We start from the raw sequence: 21,712 nt of genomic DNA, 5'->3' as shown, positions 1-21,712 counted from the left end.
TTACTCCCTTACAGGCGCCAGTATCAAGACTCCTGCGTTTCTCGGTTTCGGGCCGCTGTAAAGCGGCCCGCTTGTGTTCTAGTGGTTAAGTTCGGAGGCTGCTATGTCATCTTTCCTGCTTCTGAAAGAGCCCCTAGAGCAGTAGGGCAAGAGTCTTTTGCGAGTTGTTGCCCCAGAGTGCTGGTTCAAAGAGAGGTGGGGGTGTGGATGTGAGGAAGGTTGAGTTGGGGGCTTGCAGGCTTCAGCTACTGGCTATGAATGCCTTGCTCGAGCGAGCATGCGGAGGATTGAGGGGTGAGGAGGATGATTTGCGTTTGTTGCGACGAATCACGGAAATGAGTGTTGGTTTGCAGGAAGATTCCGGCAGCGTACGTAAGGAGGATCTGAGTGAAGTCGAGGCCCGAATTCTTTGTCGTCACGAGGCTGGCTGAGCAATTTGAGGCGCAGTCAGCCTCGTGTAGTCCGGCCTAGATTCTCAGTGCTTCGAGAAGATCTGCTTCGAGCTGAACTGTTTTGGCGCTATTCCCCAGCAAGGGGCCGCTTACTAGAAAGGTGTCCTCAGCACGTTCGCCAAGTGTGGCAATTTTTGCTGTGTGGAGATTCACTTCATGTGCTGCCAGGATTTTTGCAATCAGGAATAGCAGACCGGGGCGATCGGCTGCAATGATCGACAGGATGTAGTGCTGCCCGCGTTCATCTGGCTGCAAGGAGACGGAGGGAGCGATCGGGAAGTGCTTGAGTTGGCGTGACAGACGTCCACTAGATGGTGCGTCAACCATATCGGCACGTGCTAACTTGGCGGAGAGTTCATGCTCAATTAATGCGATTACATCTCGATAGCTGTCGCGTTCATTGGGGTCCATGACGACAAAGCTGTCTAGAGCGTAGCCGTTGCTGGTGGTGTGAATCTTTGCATCCACGATGCTGTAACCCATGCGCGCAAAAAAAGCGCACAATCTGACGAAGAGATCCTGTTGGTCGCGGGTGTATACCATGACCTGGATGCCGGCTTCGACCTGGCTTGGTCGGGCTTTTACGACAGGCTCGTCACCTCGTGGTCGGTAATATAGCATCCGCGTATGCTAGGCGATTTCGTCGGCGTCGTGGCGCAAGAAGTACAGTGTGTCGAGTTCCCGCCAGAAGGCGCTTTCCGAGTCCGGGCGCAAGCCGAAGAAGCGAAGCTTCTGTCGTACGGCTTCCTGCCGCTCCGAAATACCCATTACTTGATCCGGCTGTTTCCCGCGTAGCAACTGGCGCGATGCCAGAAATAGCGCTTCGAGCAGATTGGCCTTCCAGCCATTCCATACCTTGGGGCTGGTGCCGCGAATGTCGGCGTGGGTCAGGATGTATAGCGCAGCCAGACGGCGTTCCGTTTTGACCAGCGCAACAAATTTTCGGATAACGTCCGGGTCTGACAAGTCCTGTTTCTGAGCAATCTGCGACATTGTCAGGTGGTGCTGGACGAGCCAGACTACCAGTTGGTTGTCCTCTTTCGAAAGACCGTGTTCGCGACAGAAACGGCGCGCGTCGGCCATACCCAGTGTTGAGTGATCGCCGCCACGCCCTTTGGCGATGTCGTGGAAGAGGGCCGCGATGAACAATAGCCAAGGGCGCTCGAATTCACTCGCCAACCGGGTCATCAGAGGATATTCATGAGCATGCTCCTCCATCAGGAAGCGGCGTACGTTACGCAGCACCTGCAGGATGTGCTGATCTACGGTGTAGGCATGGAACAGATCGTGCTGCATCTGGCCAACAATGCGGCCGAAATTAGGCAAGTAGGTGCCCAGGATGCTGTACTGATTCAGACGACGGAACTCATGAGTTTGGCCGCGGGGCTCTTGCAGTAGTTGTAGGAACAAGCCGCGGTTTGTCGAATCACGACGAAAGGCCGGCGTGATTAGTTTGCGGGCGTGCCAGAGGGCACGTAGAGTCCGAACCGTCATGCCCTTAAGCTCGGCGTGCTGTTCCATCAGCAGAAAGGCTTCGAGGATTGCACTGGGATGGCGCTCGAAGATAGCGTCGTCAACAATGTCTAACTGATCGCCCAGGCTTTGAAAGCGTTCATTGATGCACTGAGCCTGCCAGGAGGATAGCGGTTGATAGCGAGCGCCGAGGTTTTGTAGCAGGATAGTGTTGAGCTGGGTGATTTTCTTGGCCGCCAGGTAGTAACGCTGCATCATCACTTCTGAAGCGCGGCGGGCCTTGGTCGCCTTGAGGCCGAAGGCTTTGGCCAATGCCTCCTGATGATCGAAGATCAGCCGATCTTCACGGCGATTGGCAATATAGTGAAGGCGAATACGCACCTGTTGCAGGAGGCGCTCATTCTTGCGCAGGGCATTCACTTCCTCGCGCGTGATGAGGCCATGCCGCGCCAGCTCGCTCCAGCGTGTGCCGAGGCCTGACGCAAGCGCTATCCAGATGATGGTCTGAAGATCACGCAAGCCACCCGGACTCTCCTTGCAGTTGGGTTCGACAGCGTAAGGCGTGTGGTTGAAGCGGTTGTAGCGTTGCTCTTGCTCGGCTCGCTTGGCGTGAAAGAAGCTCTCAGGGTCAAAGCAGCCAGTAGTTCCGGTAACAAAATGCCGATAGAGCGCCTGGCTGCCCGTGAGGCGACGGGATTCGAGCAGATTGGTCTGCACGGTGACGTCGCGGGTGGCTTCTTCAATGCACTCGTCCACGGTACGCACGCTGTGGCCGATATCCAGGCCAAGATCCCAGAGTTGGCCAATGAACTGCTGGATGCGTTCGCTCAACGCAGGATCTGCGTCTCCCCCGAGTAAGACAAGGATGTCGACGTCAGAGCAAGGATAGAGCTCTCCACGGCCATAGCCGCCCACTGCGACCAGTGTGGCATCGGTTGGCATGCCGGTCACCTGCCAGAGTTCGATCAAGATGCCGTCGACCAGCTTTGATCGGCCGTGCAGCATCCGGGTTGGGGTGCCGTGCTGTTCATATTCATTGCGGATCGAGCGCTGGCCTTGCAGCAGGCGGGCGCGCAGCCTTTCGACAATTTCTCGACTCATACGGACGACTCAGTTGCGAGGAATGGACGGGTAGGCCGGGACAATGATCGGCCTGCCTGTAATCCAATCCGGAGCCTTCGGCGCTCCGGCAGAGCTGGTTAGAACCTCTACGCCCTCAGCTGTGACCAGGAGGGTGTGCTCCCACTGGGCTGACAGCGAACGATCCTTGGTAATGATTGTCCAGCCATCCGGCAGCTCAGAGATGGCGGCTTTGCCAGCGTTGATCATCGGTTCGATAGTGAAGATCATGCCTTCCAGAAGTTCGGTGCCCGTGCCGGGGCGCCCGTAATGGACAACCTGCGGCTCTTCGTGGAATTTTCGTCCGATTCCGTGGCCGCAAAATTCGCGAACCACCGAAAAGCCTGCCCCTTCAGCGTGTTGCTGGATGGCGTGGCCAATGTCGCCCAAGCGTGCACCAGGGCGTACCTGTGCAATGCCTAGCCACAGACATTCCAGGGTGATTTGGCATAGCCGCTTCGCAAGAATGCTGCTCTCTCCGCCAACGATGAACATACGGCTGGTGTCGCCGTGAAAGCCGTCCTTGATGACGGTAATGTCCAAATTGACTATATCCCCTTTTTTCAAGGCTTTCGGGCCGGGCACACCGTGGCATACCTGATGATTGATCGATGTGCAGATCGATTTAGGGTATGGGGAGTAACCGGGAGGCGCGTAATTCAGCGGCGCCGGCACACAACCTTGTACCTTGACCATATAGTCATGACACAGACGATCGAGCTCTTCGGTGCTGACCCCGGGTTGGACGAAGGTTTCGATGTAATCCAGTACTTCGGCGGCAAGACGGCCAGCGACGCGCATGCGTTCTATTTCGTCGGCGCTCTTGATGACAATGCTCATTGTGAACAGCTGTTTCATGATCGGGGGAGTATCAAGGCTAACCCAGAAGGCACTACCGGGCAAACCTGTGCGCCAGCTTGAATGCGCTGAGTTGCTTGAGGCTACGGGCTTTGCGCTGCTATAATCATCGGCTAAGTCCAGTTCGGACTTGGCTGGTCGTCCGCAGAACTTCTCTCGGCGGCCGGAAAATCCACACGTTCGCCGGATCGGGTCTGTCTCTTCGGGGCAGCAAGACTGCGCATTGCGCGGCACGGCGAACGGAGGCTAACCCTGATATTGGAGTATCAAAAATGGCAGTGACCATGCGTCAAATGCTGGAAGCCGGTGTCCACTTCGGCCACCAGACCCGCTTCTGGAATCCCAAGATGGCCCCCTTCATTTTCGGCCATCGCAACAAGATCCACATCGTCAACCTCGAAAAGACCCTGGTTAAGTACAACGAAGCCATGGCTTTCGTGAAGAAGCTGGCCGCCAACAAGGGCAATGTGATGTTTGTGGGTACCAAGCGTCAGGCTCGCGAAATCCTCGCTGAAGAAGCCCAGCGCGCTGGCATGCCCTACGTTGACGAGCGCTGGCTCGGCGGCATGCTGACCAACTTCAAGACGGTCAAGGGTTCGATCAAGCGCCTGAAGGACATGGAACAGATGTTTGAAGACGGTTCCGTCGATCGTCTGTCGAAGAAAGAAGCCCTGCTGGCCAAGCGCGAGCTGGAAAAGCTGACCAAGAGCCTTGGCGGCATCAAGGACATGGCCGGCCTGCCGGATGCGATCTTCGTGATCGACGTCGGTTACCACAAGATTGCGATTACTGAAGCCAAGAAGCTGGGCATTCCGGTGATCGGCGTGGTGGATACCAACCACTCGCCGGAAGGCGTGGACTACGTGATCCCGGGTAACGATGACTCGTCCCGCGCGATTCGCCTGTACGCCCAAGGCGTGGCTGATGCCGTGCTGGAAGGTAAGAACAACATGGTGCAGGATATCGTTGCCGCCGCTTCTGACGAATTCGTCGAGGTGCAAGAAGGCGCCGAACAAGCGTAACAAGTCTGCTGCACGCTCGCCGGTGTGGCCCGGATGTCCGGGCTACGCGGCGAACATGTTGTTTCCAAAGTAATTTTTCTGAATTCAGGAGTAAGCATGGCGGCTATTACCGCAAGCATGGTTGCTGAACTGCGCGGCAAGACTGACGCGCCCATGATGGAATGCAAGAAGGCTCTGACCGAAGCTGATGGCGACATGGTCAAGGCCGAGGAAATCCTGCGCGTGAAGCTGGGCAACAAGGCCACCAAGGCTGCTGCCCGCGTGACCGCTGAAGGCATCGTTGGCACCTTCATTTCCGCGGATGGCAAGCTTGCTTCCATCGTTGAAGTGAACTGTGAAACCGACTTCGTGGCCAAGAACGATGATTTTCTGGGCTTCACCAAGTCGGTTGCCGAGCTGATCGCTACGGCCAACCCTGCTGACGTGGCTGCGCTGTCGGCTCTGCCGCTGCAGGGGGCCACGGTTGAAGCCGTGCGTACCGCACTGGTCGGCAAGATCGGTGAAAACCTGAGCATCCGTCGCTTCGAGCGCGTCGAAGCCAAGGGCAAGATTGCTGCGTACATCCATGGTGGCGCCAAGATCGGCGTGCTGGTGGATCTGGTGGGTGGCGAAGAGCAAGTGGCCAAGGATATCGCCATGCACATTGCTGCTTCCAAGCCGAAGTCGCTGGACGCTTCCGGTGTCGATGCTGCGCTGATCGAGTCTGAGCGTCGTGTGGCGATCGAGAAGGCCAAGGAAGCCGGCAAACCGGAAGCCATGATCGAGAAGATCGCGGAAGGCTCGGTGCAGAAGTTCCTCAAGGATGTGACTCTGCTGGGCCAGGTCTTCGTGAAGGCTGAAGACGGCAAGCAGACCATCGAGCAACTGCTCAAGGCCAAGTCTGCCTCCATCGCTGGCTTCAACCTGTATCTGGTGGGTGAAGGCATCGAGAAGAAGGTGACTGACTTTGCTGCCGAAGTGGCTGCTCAAGCCGCTGCTGCCGCTGCTGCACGCTGAACGGAGAACGGAAAATGCCCACTGCCTACAAGCGAATTCTCCTCAAACTTTCCGGTGAAGCCCTCATGGGCGATGATGCCTATGGCATCAACCAGGGTGTGGTGTCCCGCATCGTGGCGGAAGTGGCGGAGGTGACGCGTCTCGGTGTCGAAGTCGGCATCGTGATTGGCGGTGGCAACATTTTCCGTGGCATGGCTGGCGCGGCCTCCGGTATGGACCGCGCCACCGCCGACTACATGGGCATGATGGCTACTATCATGAATGCCATGGCGCTGGGCGATGCAATGCGTGTTGCGGGTGTTGCTGCGCGCGTGCAGTCGGCGCTGAACGTGGAGCAGGTGGTCGAGCCTTATATCCGCAACAAGGCGATCCGTTACCTTGAAGAGGGAAAGATCGTGATTTTTGCGGCGGGTACGGGCAACCCGTTCTTCACCACCGATACCGCAGCTGCTTTGCGCGGTACCGAAATGGAAGCCGAGATCGTGCTCAAGGCAACCAAGGTGGATGGTATCTATACGGCTGATCCGAACAAGGATCCGGCTGCAACCCGTTTCTCGAAAATCTCTTTCGATGAGGCAATCTCACGCAATCTGCAGGTGATGGATGCGACGGCTTTTGCCCTGTGTCGCGACCAGAAGCTGCCGATCAAGGTTTTCAGCATTTTCAAGCCCGGCGCGCTGATGCGCGTGGTTATGGGCGAAGACGAAGGTACGCTGGTGCATATTTGAGGGGCTGATGATGATTCCCGAGCTGAAGAAAACCACCGAACAGAAGATGCAAAAGTCCGTCGAGGCCCTGAAGGCTAACCTCGGCAAGGTTCGTACCGGTCGAGCACACGCTGGCCTGTTGGACCACCTGACGGTTGACTACTACGGTAATCCCACGCCAATCAACCAGGTCGCTAATGTGACCCTGCTGGATGCGCGTACCATCGGCGTGCAGCCGTGGGAAAAGCCCATGATTGCCAAGGTCGAGAAGGCTATTCGCGATTCCGATTTGGGGTTGAATCCTTCGACCATGGGGGATGTGGTACGTGTACCGATGCCCATGCTGACCGAAGAGCGCCGCAAGGATCTCATCAAGGTTGTCCGTCATGAAGCTGAAGAATCTCGTATCGCCATCCGTAATCTGCGGCGGGATGCCAACAACGGCCTAAAAGAAGCAGTCAAGGCCAAGGAAATCTCGGAAGACGATGAACGACGCACGCAGGATGACGTGCAAAAACTTACTGATAAGTACATCGCCGAAGCCGACAAGCTGCTCGCTCAGAAAGAGCAAGAGCTAATGCAGATTTGATGCGCGCGCCGTAATTGTCCGGTTCGCCATTTCATGCTCTCTCGTCTCATCAGTTCGACTCGCGGCATTCCTGAGCGTAATGATGTTCCTGCGCACATAGCCATTGTCATGGATGGAAATGGGCGCTGGGCGCGCAAGCGCCTGTTGCCGCGGGTCGCAGGACACAAGCGCGGGCTGGATACCGTGCGCAAGGTCGTCAAGCTTTGCGTCGATCAGGGTGTTTCGCACCTGACATTATTTGCTTTCAGTTCTGAGAACTGGCGCCGTCCGGCTGATGAGGTCTCATTCCTGATGCAGCTCTTCATGCAGGCTCTGCGTGAAGAAGTCAAAAAGCTCCACAAGAACAACATTCGCCTGCGCGTGATTGGCGATCTTTCTCGTTTTGATTCTGAACTGATCGAAACCATCCGCTCAGCTGAAGCTCAGACTGGCGGCAATACTGCACTCACCCTCTCCATCGCCGCCAACTACGGTGGGCGCTGGGATATTGTGAATGCTGTCAATGCTATGTTGGCCTCCTGCCCCGAGAAGCGGGGGGCATACACGGAAGAAGATCTGGCGCCGCATCTATGTCTGGCCGACGCTCCGGAGCCTGATCTGTATATCCGGACAGGTGGTGAGCAGCGCATCAGCAATTTTCTGCTCTGGCAGTTGGCTTACACCGAGTTTTACTTCACCGATTGTCTGTGGCCAGATTTTGATGAGGCTGCTTTTGCACAGGCGATCGACTCCTATCGCAAGCGTGAGCGTCGATTTGGTCGTACCAGTGAGCAACTGGCCGGCGGCTCCGACAAACAGGACTGAATATGCTGAAGCAGCGCGTCATTACCGCACTGATGCTGGGTGTGGGCATCATTCTGGCCATTTTTTTTCTGCCTGATTGGGCCTGGGGGGCTTTAATCTCTCTGGTTGTGCTGCTTGCTGTGCGTGAGTGGTGCGGGCTGGTCAAGATTGGCGTGCTTGGTCAGCTTGTGATCGCATTGCTAAGCGTGCTGCCTATACTCTATTGCGCCAGCACGCCGCGTGAATTGATTGAAGATCTTCCGTTTTTGCTCGCTGCTCTGTATCTGATTAGTGTTTCGTTCTGGCTGTTTTCGGTTCCCACCTTTCTGTATTTTCGTATGGAACCGGCCGGTTGGTACTGGAAGTACTTCGCGGCAATTCTGATGTTGAGTTCCTGTGGGATGGCAATGCTGGAGCTACGGCGTGCCGATCCTCTGCTGATGGTGGCGGCTATTCTGGTGGTATGCATAGCTGATATCAGTGCCTTCTTTGCGGGCAGGCGTTTTGGCAAACGCAAGTTGGCGCCCGAAATCAGCCCAGGTAAAACTTGGGAAGGGGTGTGTGGCGCGATTGCTGGAGTGCTAGTTTTTTGCTTGTTGCTGTGGTTTTTTGTGCCAGTAATCCGGAATGCACTGAACCTACCGCTCATGTTGATTTTCTCGCTGCTGGCCGTCGCGGTATGTGTAATGGGCGATCTGTATGAATCCTTGCTCAAGCGCGAAGCGGGAGTTAAGGACTCAGGAAGTCTGTTGCCTGGGCATGGTGGAGTGCTGGATAGGATTGATGCAATGCTGGCTTTCATGCCTTGCGCAGGCGCACTGCTTTTGTTTATTCAGCTGGCCTGAGGAGTTCTGGCGTGAAGCAGGTTCTGACTGTTTTGGGCGCGACGGGCTCGATCGGCCTCAGTACGCTGGATGTAGTGAGCCGGCATCCGGAGCGCTATGAAGTCTTTGCGCTGAGTGCCCACCGTCAAGTCGCCAAGCTCGCAGAGCTGTGTCTGCAATTTAGCCCCCGCGTTGCTGTTGTGGCCGGTCCTGGTGAGGCGCTTGAGCTGAGGCGTTTGCTGGTTGGCGGAGTGTTGCCGGAAATTCTGTACGGACCAGAGGCTCTCGAGCTGGTCGCAAGCGCTCCAGACGTCACCACCGTCATGGCGGCGATAGTCGGAGCGGCTGGATTGGGCTCTTGTCTGGCTGCTGCGCGCAGTGGCAAGAGGGTCTTGCTGGCCAATAAGGAAGCTTTGGTCATGGCCGGCGACGTGTTCATGAAGGCGTTGCGTCAATCTGGTGCGGTGCTATTGCCTATCGATAGCGAGCACAATGCCGTTTTCCAGTCGCTTCCTGCAGGCTTTGCCTACGGCCTGAAAGGAAGTGGTGTACGCAAACTGGTGCTGACGGCCTCGGGAGGCCCTTTCCGTCAGTTGGAGCCGGCTTTGCAGCGTACAGTGACCCCAGAACAGGCTTGTGCACATCCGAACTGGTCTATGGGGCGCAAGATTTCAGTTGATTCCGCCACGATGATGAACAAGGGGCTGGAGGTTATTGAGGCGAGCTGGATTTTCGGTATCGATGCAGAGCGGATTGATGTGTTGATCCATCCGGAGAGCGTGATCCATTCCATGGTGCAGTACGAAGATGGCTCTGTGATTGCCGAATTGGGTAATCCGGATATGCGCACCCCGATTGCTCACGCACTGGCTTATCCAGAGAGGATCTGGTCGGGCGTCGAGAGTCTGGATCTCACCCGTATCGCTCGCCTTAATTTTGAAGCGCCGGACTTTGGGCGTTTTCCTTGTCTGCGGCTGGCTTATGCCGCACTGAGGGCCGGGCGGAGCGCTCCTGCGCTTCTCAATGCGGCGAATGAGGAGGCCGTTTCAGCGTTCCTTGAGCGTCGTCTGCGTTTTGATCAGATTGCCCACGTGGTTGAGGCTGTGCTGGATTCGGCGGGGGTGGTTGAGCTGAATGATCTTGATACTGTCCTGGCGGCAGACGCACAAGCTCGCGAGTGCGCGCGTGCGCAGATTCGTTGTCTCGAAACGGTTACTGCATGAGCATCCTGCACTACGCCTTGTCTTTTTTGTTGGCTATCGCCGTCCTCGTAGCTATCCACGAATGCGGCCATTTTCTGGCTGCCCGCTGGTGCGGGGTTAAGGTTTTGCGTTTTTCTCTGGGCTTTGGTCCAGTGATGTTTTCTCGGCGTTTCGGCAAGGATGAGACGGAATTCGTACTGGCGGCTGTGCCACTTGGAGGCTACGTTCGTATGCTGGATGAGCGCGAGGCTCCGGTTGCGAACAGCGAGTTAGAGCGCGCATTCAACACTCAGTCCGTTGGCAAACGCAGCCTCATCGTGCTGGCGGGGCCGTTGGCCAATTTTCTGCTGGCTGTGCTGGTGTATTCCTGTCTGGCTTGGGCCGGCACCCGCGATTTGCCGGCCCGGCTTGGTGCTGTGCCGGCTGCGACAGTTGCTGCCCAGGCTGGACTGCGTGAAGGCGACGTCGTCCTGCGCGTGGATGGCCGGGATGTGCGTGGCTGGAGTGAGTTGCGCGCACGATTGCTGCAGAATGCGCTGAGTGAAGAAGTGCTTGTGCTCGATGTGCAGCGTGGTGAGGCTGAGCTTACATCTTTGAACCTGCCGCTTGCTGGCATCGAGATTGACGAGCGCGCAGCCGACCCGATGTTGCAGCTGGGGCTCGTGCTGCCGCCTCCACGAATTCCGCCAGTGCTTAGCAAGCCGTTGCCGGCCAGTCCTGCCGCACGTGCGGGATTGCTGGCTGGAGATCGCATCCTGGCTGTGAATGCGCAGCACATCGAGATATGGGCTGAGTTCGTTGAGCGGATTGCCTCCTCTGCCGGAAAAGACGTTTTGCTGGAAGTGCAGCGTGGCGAGTCGGTAATGCAACTGACCGTACGGCCTGAAGCCCAGGCTGGTAGCACGCGTGGCCGTATCGGCGTTGCGGTGCAGACAGATGGTATTGATTTGCAGCGCGATTCAATCGAGGTGCGCTACGGCCTCTTCGAGGGGGTGTTTCAGGCGATTACGCAGACTTGGAATACGAGCCGTTTTTCTCTAGAGGTAATGGGGCACATCCTGACTGGGCGTGTCTCTTTACGCAACATATCCGGACCGGTGACCATCGCTGACTACGCAGGTCAGAGTGCCAGCGCTGGGCTTGACACGTACCTGCGTTTTCTGGCGATGGTGAGCATCAGTCTTGGTGTGCTGAATCTGCTGCCTGTGCCGATTCTGGATGGGGGACACTTACTGTATTATGCGATCGAGTACATCCGGGGAAAGCCTCTGTCAGAGCGGCTTGAGGAGCTCGGGCAACGGCTGGGGATGATCATCCTTGCACTACTGATGTCACTGGCCTTTTTCAACGATCTCAATCGGGTATTTTTCGGCTGATGTCAAAGACTTTCACTGCAATCCAGATTGGAGTCCTAGCACTCCTGTCTCCGCTTTCCTTTGCCTACTCGCCTTTCGTTGTCAAGGATATCCGCGTTGAAGGGGTTCAGCGTACCGAGGCTGGTACGGTGTTCAACTACTTGCCGATCCGGATCGGCGACTCAGTCAGCGAAGATGCCGTCGCCAAAGCCATCAAGGCTTTGTATGCCACCGGGTTTTACCGTGATGTGCGTATCGAGGTTGAAAAAGATGTGCTGGTCGTTATTGTTGACGAACGGCCAGCAATCGCGCAGATCGCCTTCTCCGGCAATAAGGAATTTGATGCCAAGGATCTGCTCAAGGGCCTCAAAGAGGTTGGGCTCGCTGAGTCACGCACTTTTGACCGCTCCCAGCTGGAAAAGGCCGAGCAGGAAATCAAGCGCCTCTACCTGACCAAGAGCTACTACGGTGCCGAGGTGAGAACCACGGTTTCACCGCTTGAGCGCAATCGTGTGGCCATCAACTTCGAAGTGAAGGAGGGCCAGGTTGCTCGCATCAAGAATATCCGCATCATCGGCGCATCTGCTTTCAAGGAAGACCGGTTGCTTGGCTTGATGAGTCTCGAGGAGTCTGGCGGCATATTCTCTTGGTTTCGCAATGCGAAGTATTCGAAGCAGCAGTTGCTTGCAGATATCGAAGAGTTGCGTTCCTGGTACTTGGATCGCGGTTATCTGAATTTTTCCATTGAGTCCACCCAGGTTTCCATTACGCCAGACAAGCAGGACGTCTACGTTTCACTTGCTATCAATGAAGGTGAGTTGTACCGGATCGGTTCCGTGAAGCTGGCTGGCGAGTTGCTTGTGCCTGAAAAAGAGTTGCGTGCGCTGGTGACACTCAAGGCTGGCGATGTTTACTCCCGTGCCAAGGTCAATGACGTAACTCGCGCGATTGCTGACCGTCTGGGGAACGATGGTTATGCATTTGCCAACGTGAATGCGGTACCGGAACTTGATGAAGCCAATCGAACGGTTTCGCTGACCTTGTTTGTGGATCCTGCGCGCCGTGCATACGTTAACCGAATCAACGTGGTCGGTAACAACAAGACGCGCGAAGAGGTTGTGCGCCGCGAAATGCTTCAGATGGAAAGTGCCTGGTTTGATCGTGCCAGCGTTGATAAATCCAAGCAGCGCATCGATCGCACTGGTTTTTTCCAGGATGTGTCAATCGATACCGTGCCGGTGACCGATGCCGCAGATCAGGTTGATCTGAATGTGAACGTCAAGGAACGTTCAACCGGCTCGCTTTCCCTCGGTCTGGGCTATTCTGCGACGGATAAACTCGGGCTTATGGCGTCGATTTCCCAGAATAACCTGTTCGGTAGCGGGAATGCATTGTCGCTGGCCGTCAATACAGGCAAGGTCAATCGCACTGCATCGCTGAGTTATGACAATCCGTACTGGACAGTAGATGGTGTCAGTCGCGGCTTCGATATTTATGAACGCAAGACAGATACTGACTCGCTCTCTGTTGGCCGTTATGCCAGCGACGCTAAGGGGGGCGGTGTTCGTTTTGGCGTTCCAATAGGTCTGGATCAACGTATTCATCTGGGCGTTTCAGTTGATAACACGGTGACAACCGTTTACGACGATAGCCCTCAGCAGTACAAAGACTTCGTCAAGCAGTTCGGCGAGGATAATACGACCTTGGCATGGACTGCGGGTTGGTCCAGTGATAAGCGTGACAGCTATCTCTATCCGGTGCGTGGCCTTTACCAAAAGGTCAATATGGAAATTGCCACGCCACCTGCAGAAATGCAGTATGTCAAATTCACATATCAGCTCAAGGATTACGTGCCGGTCAGTACTGACTCTTCACTGATGCTTAGTACAGATTTTGGTTATTCAACCGGTTACGGTGGAAAACCGGTCCCGTTTTACAAATATTATTATGCTGGCGGCATTGGAACTATTCGGGGCTATAAGGATAATTCTCTCGGTGCGAAAGTGACCGATGAAAACGGCAATGAGACGGGCGACACACTGGGCGGAACCAAACGCTGGGTGAATACTGCCGAACTCTTTTTCCCGATGCCTGGTGTCAAGGAAAAGGATCGCAGCATGCGTCTGAGCGTTTTCTTTGATGCTGGTGTTCTTTGGGGGGTGAGTGGTGCGCATTTTGGGGCTCAAGAGATGCGCTACAGTACCGGTCTTGGTTTTCAATGGATGTCGCCGATTGGGCCGCTCAAATTCAGTCTGGGCTTCCCGATTAAGCCGAAGTCTGGTGATGAAACCCAGCGCTTCCAGTTCATGATCGGTGCGGTCAATTAAGCAAAGAGGAGCGGGCAATGCGTGTGCTGGTTGTGGCTTTCTTGTGCGCGGTGCTGGCCCTGCCTGGTATGGCCGCGGCACAGATGCGGATCGGATTCGTGAATGCTGAGCGGGTTACGCGAGAGTCCGCCCCGGCACAGCGTGCCTTGAAGCGTTTGGAGCGCGAATTCGATAAACGGCAGACCGAGTTGCGTAAGATTGAGTCGCAGATGCAGTCCATGCAGGCTGCACTGGAAAAAAACGCTCCTTCTCTGCCGGATACAGAGCGGCGCAGCAAGGAGCGTGAATTTTCCGATCTCAGCCGTGACTTCCAGCGCAAAGAGCGGGCGTTGAGAGAAGACTACGCACAACGCCAGAACGAAGAGCTGGCCGGGATTCAAGATATGGCCAATCGCGTGATCCAGCAGATCGCGGAGCGCGAGAAGTTTGATCTGATCCTGCAGGAGGCGGTCTATTTCAGCCCGAATATTGATATCACGGAGAAGGTGCTTAAGGCCCTCTCTGACATCAGGTGAGCTGCGTGAATTTTAGTCTGCAGGAAATTGTTGAATTGCTGGGTGGCGAGCTGCGGGGTGATGCAAGCGTGTCCATTTCTCAGGTCGCACCACTTGAGCGTGCATCTGTTGGCGAGATCGGATTTGTTGTACATCCTAAATATCGCCAAGCTTTGGTGAGTACCCAAGCTGCTGCAGTGATTTTGCCGGTTTCAATGGCTGAAGAAACTGCCTTGCCGCGTATCATTGCGGCGGATCCCCATCTTTATTTTGCGCGCGTGGCTCAATTACTGAATCCTGCGAAGGGTCCTTCTGCTGGGATTCACCCGCGCGCGGTCGTTCTCTCCGAGTTGCCCGCTTCAGTCAGTGTTGGAGCAATGGCGTATGTCGGAGAGGGCTGTATTGTGGGCGAAAATGTCGTGATCGGCCCAGGCTGTGTTGTCGAGCAAGGCGTTTCGATCGGAGAGGGCAGCACGTTGCGCGCAAATGTAACGGTGTATGCAGATTGTATCGTCGGAAAGAACTGCATTCTGCACGCGGGCTCTGTGGTCGGAAGTGATGGTTTTGGCTACGCTCGGCACAAGGACGGTCGCTGGGAAAAAATTCCTCAGATTGGCCGCGCCGTGCTGGGCGATGGTGTCGAACTCGGTGCAAATGTCACGGTGGATCGCGGCGCGCTGGATGATACGGTTATCGGGAATGGCGTCAAGATCGATAACCTTTGCCACATTGCACACAATTGCGTGATCGGTGACAACACTGCGATGGCGGCACAGGTCGGCATCGCGGGTAGCTCGCGTGTTGGAAGTCGCGTCATGCTGGCGGGGCAGGTCGGTGTTAACGGTCATATCGAGATCGGCAATGACATCCTGATATCTGGCGCCACAGCAGTGACCAAGGACATCAAGCAGCCCGGGGTTTATACCGCCATGTTCCCCGCAGAGCCGCACAAAGATTGGATGCGCAACGCAGCGCGTTTCAAGCGAATCGAAGCGATGTATGAGCGCATGCGAGACATGGAAAAGAAACTGGAAGAATTGGAGAACAAGAAGTGAGTGGGATGGATATTCACCAAATCATGAAGTATCTGCCGCATCGTTATCCGTTCCTGCTTGTGGATCGGGTAATCGAAATGACGCTTGGGGAGCGCATTACGGCGATCAAGAACGTGACGATCAATGAGCCGTTCTTCGTTGGACATTTTCCTCACTCGCCCGTCATGCCAGGTGTGCTAATCATCGAAGCAATGGCCCAGACAGCAGCGATTCTTTCCTTCAAGTCGCGCGGCGCCATTCCGGATGAGAACACCATCCTGTATTTTGCCGGGATCGACAACGCCCGCTTCAAGCGCCCGGTTCTGCCGGGTGATACGCTGACCTTCGAAGCCAAGCTTGAGCGTGAAATGCGCGGTATCTGGAAGTATTCGGCCATCGCCCGGGTCGGCGATGAAATCGCGGCTCAGGCCGATCTCATGTGCGCCATCAAGCAAATCGCATGATTCACGAAACAGCCATCGTCCATCCCTCTGCGAAGATTGCGGAGGGTGTTGAAATCGGCCCCTACAGCGTCATCGGTGAGCACGTCGAGATCGGTGAGGGAAGTGTTGTCGCCTCGCATGTCGTGATCAAGGGGCACACCCGGATTGGGCGCGAAAACAGGATTTTCCAGTTCGCTTCGCTGGGCGAAATTCCGCAAGACAAAAAATATGCGGGTGAGCCGACGCGGTTGGAGATCGGCGATCGCAACATGATCCGCGAGTACTGCAACTTCAACATCGGTACGGCCCAGGATGCGGGAGTCACGCGGATCGGCAACGATAACTGGTTCATGGCCAGTGTGCATATCGGACATGATTGCCAGGTCGGTAACAACACGATCATGGCCAATAATGTGACCTTGGGCGGTCATGTACATGTGGGAGATTTCGCCATTCTTGGTGGTATGGCTGCCGTGCATCAGTTCTGCATTATTGGCGCGCATTGCATGGCTGGCGGTGGTTCTATCATTACTCAGGACATTCCACCTTTCGTGATCAGTAACGGCAGTCCTTGTACCCCGCATGGCATCAATAGCGAGGGCCTGAAGCGGCGCGGCTATTCGTCCGAGGCGATCATGGCGATCAAACGTGCTTACAAGGCGATTTATCGTCAGAATCTGTCGCTCGAAGAAGCCAAGGCCAGCATCTCTGCTGCGGTGGGTGGGGTACCGGAGCTGCAGTTGCTGCTTGATTTCTTCGCGGTCTCCACGCGCGGCATCATCCGCTGAATCCAGGAGGCAGTATGCGAATCGCCATGGTGGCCGGTGAGGCCTCGGGGGATCTGCTGGCCTCACACCTGATCGCTGCCGTGCGTGAACGTGTGCCTGATGCCGAGTTTGTCGGCATCGGTGGTCCGCGCATGCAGGCAGCCGGTCTGCAGTCCTGGTGGCCGGCTGAAACGCTTGCGGTCATGGGGTTTGTCGACGTGCTCAAGCGTTTGCCTGAGCTTCTGCGCGTTCGAAGCGGTCTGTTGCGGCGCCTTAAGGAGGCGCCGCCGGATCTCTTTATCGGAGTCGACGCGCCGGATTTTAACCTTCCGGTCGAGCGCAAGCTGCGTCGGGCAGGTGTTCGTACCATGCATTATGTCAGTCCCTCGATCTGGGCTTGGCGTGGTGGCCGGGTGCACAAGATTGGACGGGCTGCGCAGCACGTGTTGTGCCTGTTCCCATTCGAGCCTGAAATCTATGCCAAGCAAGGCATCGCTGCGAGCTTTGTCGGGCATCCACTGGCCGATGTATTTCCACTTGAAGATCAGCGACTCAAGGCACGCGAACTTCTGCAGATTGATGCGGAAGAGCAAGTGCTTGCGATCCTTCCCGGCAGCCGCAATGGTGAGGTTAGCCGACTGGCTCCGATCTATGTGGAAACCATCAAGCGTTTGGCTGCTGAGCGTCCCGCACTTCGGTTTCTTGTGCCTCTGATTACGCGCAGTACCCGGGATATTTTCGAAAAGGTTCTACATGAGGCCGGTGCGGGTGATTTGCCTATTCGCCTGATGTTTGGGCATGCTCATGATGCGATGGCTGCCTCGGATGTAGTACTCGTGGCAAGTGGAACGGCAACACTGGAAGCTGCTTTGCTGAAACGCCCAATGGTGATCAGTTACAAAGTCGGTAAGTGGACTTTCAAGATCGTGCGGGCCATGGGTTATCTTCCCTGGGTGGGTTTGCCCAATATCCTGGCGCGTGAGTTCCTAGTGCCGGAGTTGCTTCAGGACGATGCCACGCCCGAGAAACTTTCCGCTGCGCTTGGTAAGTGGCTGGATGACGCGGCTGCTCGTGCAGCCTTGGCCGGAAAGTTCGAACAGATGCATCTGAGCCTGCGTCAGAACAACGCGGATAAAGCCGCTGCAGTGGTGCTTGCTGCCTTGGGGCGTGCATGAGCAATCTATTGACATGTGGCGTTGATGAGGCCGGGCGTGGCCCACTGTGCGGGAGCGTGGTGGCTGCAGCAGTGATCCTCGATCCGCAGGCTCCGATCGAGGGGCTGGCGGACTCCAAGAAGCTCAGCCCAGGCCAGCGTGACAGGCTGGCGTTGGCAATCAAGGCGCGCGCCCTGAGTTGGGCGGTGGCTGAGGCGAGTGTGGAGGAGATTGACCGTCTTAATATTCTGCACGCCACCATGCTTGCCATGCGGCGTGCTATCGAGGGTTTGTCCTTGGCTCCTGGTTTGGCTTTGGTCGATGGTAACCGGGTGCCTCCCGGCCTTGTGATGACAGCACGTGCGATCGTCAAGGGCGATGCACTAGAGCCTGCGATTTCTGCCGCGTCCATCTTGGCCAAGACCCATCGCGATGCACAGCTCGAAGAGTTGGATCGCGTCTATCCGCAGTATGGTTTCGCTGCACACAAGGGTTATCCGACTCCCGCACATCTCGCGGCGCTGAGCCGCCATGGGGTAACCCCGGTGCATCGGCGCAGCTTCGGTCCTGTCGCAAGCTTGCTGGCGCAAGGTAATCTCTTCGGCGACGGAGCATGAAGCACATCTCTTCACGTGACAACGCTCAATTCAAGCGCCTGAAGGGGCTTGCCGAAGACGCTCGCAGCCGTCGTGCCGAGGCAGCAACCCTGATAGATGGTGAGCATCTGCTGGAGGCAGCGCTTGAGAGCGACTGGCCCTTGAGTCGTTTGTTGTTGCAGGAGGGTATGGAAAATTCGCCAGTTGTGCGCAGTGCGCTGGCCGCTTTGGGAAAGCGGGGATTGTCTCCGGAAGTGCTGGTGTTGGCTCCCGCGCTCTTCAAAGCATTGAGTCCGGTCGTGACGCCCACCGGTATTCTGGCTGAGATCCCGTTGCATGGGCCGCGGCGGGAAACGGATAGCACTGATGATGTGCTGGTACTGGCCGGCGTGCAGGATGCTGGCAATCTCGGCACGCTGCTTCGCACAGCTGCCGCGGCCGGTTGTCGTCAGGCCTGGCTGGACCGGCAATGCGCCCAGGCTTGGTCACCTAAGGCCATGCGCGCGGGGATGGGGGCACAGTTCCGGCTCGTCATTGAAGAGGGCTGCGATCTCGTGCAACGCTTAGCCAATTGCGATCGGCAGGTACTGGCAACGAGTCTGGCGGATGATAGTGTCTCGCTCTACGCACTTGATCTGCGCGTGCCTAGTGTTTGGGTCTTTGGCTCCGAAGGTCAAGGGGTGCCAACAGATTTGCTGGCGCTTGCAAGCCGGAAGGTGACGATCCAGATGCCTGGAATGATCGAATCTCTGAATGTGGGTGCAGCAGCAGCCGTCTGTTTGTTCGAGCAGGTCCGGCAACGGATTTGAGTTGGAGTGTGGTGGCGTTTTGTCTGGATCAAGGCAAACGCATTTGTGATGTGATGCAATGCAGCACCCTCGCAACAACAGGTCGATACGACCGCTCCGGAGCCCGAATCCATGATTGATCGTCCCCTTGTAGAAAAATCCGCCGCCAGCGGGCAACGCAAGATGAGCTTGCTCGAACGCGACCCCGCACGCTATCTGATGCGCGCGGTGCTCGCTGGCATGTATTTGTCCATCGTGGTCTTCGTGTACTGGGCGTTGTCACATAACTTGCATGGATCTCCATTCGGTAAAGTGATCGCTTCCGCTTTCTTCGGCGTGGGTCTTTCGATCATCGTGTTTACGAATGCCGAATTGTTCACGAGCAACAACATGTACCTCGCGGTTTCGTCCGCAGAGGGGCGTACCACCTGGTTCCAGAGTTCGGTGTTGTGGACGGTCTGTTACGCCGGTAACCTTGTGGGGGCACTGATCGTCGCTGGCTTGCTGTATGGCGCCGGAACCCTGGCAGAACTGCCTGCCGATCACGCTCTGTATGTCGGCGCTGCGCACAAGGTGCATCAGGGCGCGCTGGCCATCTTCATCAAAGGCATTCTTGCCAACTGGGTGGTGTGCCTTGCCGTGCGTTTGGCACTGTCGATGAAGGAAGATATAGCCAAGATCTCGATCATGATTCTGGTGGTTTTCATCTTCCTTTATCTGAGCTTTGAGCACTCGATTGCCAACATGGGTACTTTCTCGATGTCGCTCCTCGGCAACGGCAGCATCGATCTTCGTGACGCGCTCTACAACCTAGTCTTCAGCACCGCAGGCAATATCGTTGGTGGCGCAGTCTTTGTTGGTCTTCCTTTCCGTTATCTGAATCCGGAAGAAGCACGTCCGGGTGCCTGATGACAGAGGCGGCGGCTCCTTTCAAGGAGCCGTTTGCCCTTTCGTCCCTAAAGTTTCTCCATTCAAGGCCGAAATCTCCTCTATCGCCGCCGTTCCAATGAACAGCAGATGGAGGATTGAAGTGAGCCGAGGCAGTGTGTACGGAATCAGCCGCGTTGATAACGAAGTCAGCCGTACCCACGGCTGGCTCGTCACCGTTCAGCGGCGCGGCCAGATCTTCCGCAAGCATTTCAGCGATGGCGTGCACGGCGGCAAGCAGAAATCCTTTCTGGCAGCCAAGCAGTACCGTGATGAAGTCATCGCAAAACATCCACCCTTCTCGATGCGCGAGTACTCCAACATCGTCAAGAAGAACAATCGTTCTGGTGTTGTTGGTGTATGCCGCTACTGTGCCTCCGAAACCCGCGATCTGCCGGAAGAAAAGCAGCGCTGGTTCTGGGTGGCCTCCTGGCCGCTGCCGGATGGGCGCCGCAAACGGGTGAAGTTCTCCGTCAAGAAGTATGGTGAGGAAGGCGCTTTCAAGATGGCCCTCAAGGCCCGCAAGGATGCGCTCAAATCACTTGATGGCGAGTTTGACCCGGGTGCAGTACGGCGCAAGCCAGCACGGCGCCGCAAGGCAGAGGTCGAGCCGGCAAAGCCAGCGCTTTGAAGCGCATCGTGATCCACAGCCCGCAGCCGCAAGGTCTGCGGGCTTTTACGTTCACCGGCTACACTTGCATCTTTGCTTGGGTACAGCGGCTTTGCGATGAATGATGAACAGCTTCTGCGTTACTCCCGTCACATCTTGCTGCCCGAATTGGGTGTTGAGGGGCAAGAGGCCATCTCGGCAAGCAGGGTGCTGATCGTTGGCGCTGGTGGGTTGGGTTCGCCGGCGTCAATGTATCTTGCCGCTGCTGGAGTGGGAGAGATCGTTCTGTGCGATGGTGATACCGTTGATCTCTCGAATCTGCAACGTCAAATTCTGCATGTGGCCGATTCGATCGGCCACAACAAGGCCGCCTCGGGTAAGGAGTGCCTGGCCCGTGTGAACCCCCTCACGCAGGTGCGCGCAGTGGAGTCCAGACTCGATGAACTGGCGCTGACTTCGCTTGTGCAGGATGTTGATCTGGTACTGGACTGTACCGACAACTTTGCGACCCGCCACGCGATCAACCGCGTCTGTGTCGCCGCTTGCAAACCGCTGGTGTCCGGTGCCGCGGTGCGTTTTGATGGACAGGTTTCGGTATTTGATCTGCGTGAGCCAGGCAAGCCTTGCTACCACTGCCTGTTTCCTGAAGGTGAGGATGTGGCCGAAATGCGCTGTGCAGTCACTGGCATCTTTGCTCCGCTGACGGGCATTGTCGGATCCATGCAGGCGGCCGAGGCGCTCAAACTGCTGGCTGGCTGTGGGGAGCCTCTAGTGGGGCGGCTACTGGTGCTAGACGGCCTGGCAATGCGTTGGCGCGAAATGCGTTATGCGCAGGACCCACATTGCACGGTGTGCGGGTCGCCGGCTTGAGGCTTTCGCTCAGGCTGACTGGATGGCGGATACGCCACTCAACTGGCTAATGCCGGCGAATAGCGAATCGAGTTGCTGGCTGATTTTGCTGGCAGCCGTAAGCGCCTCGCCGAACATAAGCAATTCGCCAAGCACCATGCGATCGCTGTTGTCTTCCTTATCCTGATTTAGCAGGCTGGTCAGGATTAGAGCATCGGCCAGCTCTCCAAACCCCGAGCTGAGGTTCGTGGTTGCGCTAGCCGCTGCGGGGGCGATGTTGGGGATTGGAGCGTTTCCGCCAACAAACAGGGCGGAATCGAAGGCGGATACTGCGGGAATCATT

Annotated in this window: 21 protein-coding genes and 1 pseudogene; 19 read left to right on the top strand and 3 right to left on the bottom strand. The window is 56.4% G+C overall.

Annotated features, from left to right (window positions below; genetic code table 11):
• Window positions 1-467 precede the first annotated feature (467 nt).
• Window positions 468-3,026 (bottom strand): annotated as a pseudogene (locus HJ583_RS08380) ([protein-PII] uridylyltransferase).
• 9 nt (window positions 3,027-3,035) lie between these two features.
• Complete coding sequence (gene map / locus HJ583_RS08375) at window positions 3,036-3,884, bottom strand: type I methionyl aminopeptidase (RefSeq protein WP_170021991.1); 849 nt, start codon at window positions 3,882-3,884, stop codon at window positions 3,036-3,038.
• Between the two features lie 290 nt (window positions 3,885-4,174).
• On the opposite strand from map, the gene rpsB reads away from it, so the two are divergent.
• The 19 genes from rpsB to HJ583_RS08280 all read left to right on the top strand — a co-directional run bounded on the left by rpsB (window position 4,175) and on the right by HJ583_RS08280 (window position 21,390).
• The gene (rpsB, locus tag HJ583_RS08370; RefSeq protein ID WP_170021515.1) at window positions 4,175-4,924 is read left to right on the top strand and encodes a 30S ribosomal protein S2; all 750 of its coding nucleotides are present in this window, start codon (window positions 4,175-4,177) and stop codon (window positions 4,922-4,924) included.
• Window positions 4,925-5,020: 96 nt separating this feature from the next.
• Window positions 5,021-5,920 (top strand): translation elongation factor Ts, encoded by a 900-nt coding sequence (tsf, locus tag HJ583_RS08365; RefSeq protein WP_170021514.1) that lies wholly within the window; start codon window positions 5,021-5,023, stop codon window positions 5,918-5,920.
• Between the two features lie 14 nt (window positions 5,921-5,934).
• Entirely contained in the window at window positions 5,935-6,648 is a 714-nt protein-coding gene (pyrH, locus tag HJ583_RS08360) for a UMP kinase (RefSeq protein WP_170021513.1), read from the top strand.
• Window positions 6,649-6,658: 10 nt separating this feature from the next.
• Complete coding sequence (gene frr / locus HJ583_RS08355; protein WP_170021990.1) at window positions 6,659-7,216, top strand: ribosome recycling factor; 558 nt, start codon at window positions 6,659-6,661, stop codon at window positions 7,214-7,216.
• A 33-nt stretch (window positions 7,217-7,249) separates the two neighbouring features.
• Window positions 7,250-8,020: an isoprenyl transferase gene (locus tag HJ583_RS08350; protein ID WP_170021512.1), complete on the top strand. Its 771-nt coding sequence runs from the start codon at window positions 7,250-7,252 to the stop codon at window positions 8,018-8,020.
• A gap of 2 nt (window positions 8,021-8,022) precedes the next feature.
• Complete coding sequence (locus HJ583_RS08345; protein WP_170021511.1) at window positions 8,023-8,844, top strand: phosphatidate cytidylyltransferase; 822 nt, start codon at window positions 8,023-8,025, stop codon at window positions 8,842-8,844.
• 11 nt (window positions 8,845-8,855) lie between these two features.
• Window positions 8,856-10,046 (top strand): 1-deoxy-D-xylulose-5-phosphate reductoisomerase, encoded by a 1,191-nt coding sequence (ispC, locus tag HJ583_RS08340; protein ID WP_328824861.1) that lies wholly within the window; start codon window positions 8,856-8,858, stop codon window positions 10,044-10,046.
• Window positions 10,043-11,401, top strand: a complete 1,359-nt coding sequence (rseP, locus tag HJ583_RS08335; RefSeq protein WP_170021510.1) for an RIP metalloprotease RseP — start codon at window positions 10,043-10,045, stop codon at window positions 11,399-11,401. The genes ispC and rseP overlap by 4 nt, the downstream gene beginning before the upstream one ends.
• On the top strand, window positions 11,401-13,707 hold the full coding sequence (gene bamA / locus HJ583_RS08330) for an outer membrane protein assembly factor BamA (protein WP_170021509.1): 2,307 nt from the start codon (window positions 11,401-11,403) through the stop codon (window positions 13,705-13,707). The genes rseP and bamA overlap by 1 nt, the downstream gene beginning before the upstream one ends.
• 17 nt (window positions 13,708-13,724) lie before the next feature.
• Window positions 13,725-14,222 carry an OmpH family outer membrane protein gene (locus HJ583_RS08325; protein WP_170021508.1) on the top strand — a complete coding sequence of 166 codons (498 nt, stop codon included), beginning with the start codon at window positions 13,725-13,727 and terminating at the stop codon, window positions 14,220-14,222.
• 5 nt (window positions 14,223-14,227) lie between these two features.
• Window positions 14,228-15,256, top strand: coding sequence for a UDP-3-O-(3-hydroxymyristoyl)glucosamine N-acyltransferase (lpxD, locus tag HJ583_RS08320; RefSeq protein ID WP_170021507.1), 1,029 nt, complete (start codon window positions 14,228-14,230; stop codon window positions 15,254-15,256).
• A 5-nt stretch (window positions 15,257-15,261) separates the two neighbouring features.
• Entirely contained in the window at window positions 15,262-15,699 is a 438-nt protein-coding gene (gene fabZ, locus HJ583_RS08315; protein WP_101943476.1) for a 3-hydroxyacyl-ACP dehydratase FabZ, read from the top strand.
• The gene (gene lpxA, locus HJ583_RS08310; protein ID WP_101943478.1) at window positions 15,696-16,466 is read left to right on the top strand and encodes an acyl-ACP--UDP-N-acetylglucosamine O-acyltransferase; all 771 of its coding nucleotides are present in this window, start codon (window positions 15,696-15,698) and stop codon (window positions 16,464-16,466) included. Before fabZ ends, lpxA begins: the two co-directional genes overlap by 4 nt.
• 14 nt (window positions 16,467-16,480) lie before the next feature.
• Window positions 16,481-17,620 carry a lipid-A-disaccharide synthase gene (lpxB, locus tag HJ583_RS08305; RefSeq protein WP_235943784.1) on the top strand — a complete coding sequence of 380 codons (1,140 nt, stop codon included), beginning with the start codon at window positions 16,481-16,483 and terminating at the stop codon, window positions 17,618-17,620.
• A complete protein-coding gene (rnhB, locus tag HJ583_RS08300) occupies window positions 17,617-18,216 on the top strand; it encodes a ribonuclease HII (protein ID WP_170021506.1) in 600 nt (199 codons plus the stop codon). Before lpxB ends, rnhB begins: the two co-directional genes overlap by 4 nt.
• A complete protein-coding gene (locus HJ583_RS08295; RefSeq protein WP_170021505.1) occupies window positions 18,213-19,004 on the top strand; it encodes a TrmH family RNA methyltransferase in 792 nt (263 codons plus the stop codon). The genes rnhB and HJ583_RS08295 overlap by 4 nt, the downstream gene beginning before the upstream one ends.
• A gap of 111 nt (window positions 19,005-19,115) precedes the next feature.
• Window positions 19,116-19,892, top strand: coding sequence for a formate/nitrite transporter family protein (locus HJ583_RS08290; protein WP_170021504.1), 777 nt, complete (start codon window positions 19,116-19,118; stop codon window positions 19,890-19,892).
• Window positions 19,885-20,541 (top strand): AP2/ERF family transcription factor, encoded by a 657-nt coding sequence (locus HJ583_RS08285; protein WP_328824860.1) that lies wholly within the window; start codon window positions 19,885-19,887, stop codon window positions 20,539-20,541. The genes HJ583_RS08290 and HJ583_RS08285 overlap by 8 nt, the downstream gene beginning before the upstream one ends.
• A 96-nt stretch (window positions 20,542-20,637) precedes the next feature.
• Window positions 20,638-21,390, top strand: a complete 753-nt coding sequence (locus tag HJ583_RS08280) for a HesA/MoeB/ThiF family protein (protein WP_170021503.1) — start codon at window positions 20,638-20,640, stop codon at window positions 21,388-21,390.
• A gap of 9 nt (window positions 21,391-21,399) precedes the next feature.
• Here the strand turns inward: HJ583_RS08280 and HJ583_RS08275 are convergent, their stop codons facing one another.
• Complete coding sequence (locus HJ583_RS08275) at window positions 21,400-21,711, bottom strand: hypothetical protein (protein ID WP_170021502.1); 312 nt, start codon at window positions 21,709-21,711, stop codon at window positions 21,400-21,402.
• Window position 21,712: the final 1 nt, after the last annotated feature.

This window comes from Uliginosibacterium aquaticum (genome assembly GCF_012972705.2).
GTDB classification, from domain to species: Bacteria; Pseudomonadota; Gammaproteobacteria; order Burkholderiales; family Rhodocyclaceae; genus Uliginosibacterium; species Uliginosibacterium aquaticum.
The sequence above is the reverse complement of the archived record's forward strand: the minus strand, read 5'-3'. Positions and strand labels throughout refer to the sequence as shown.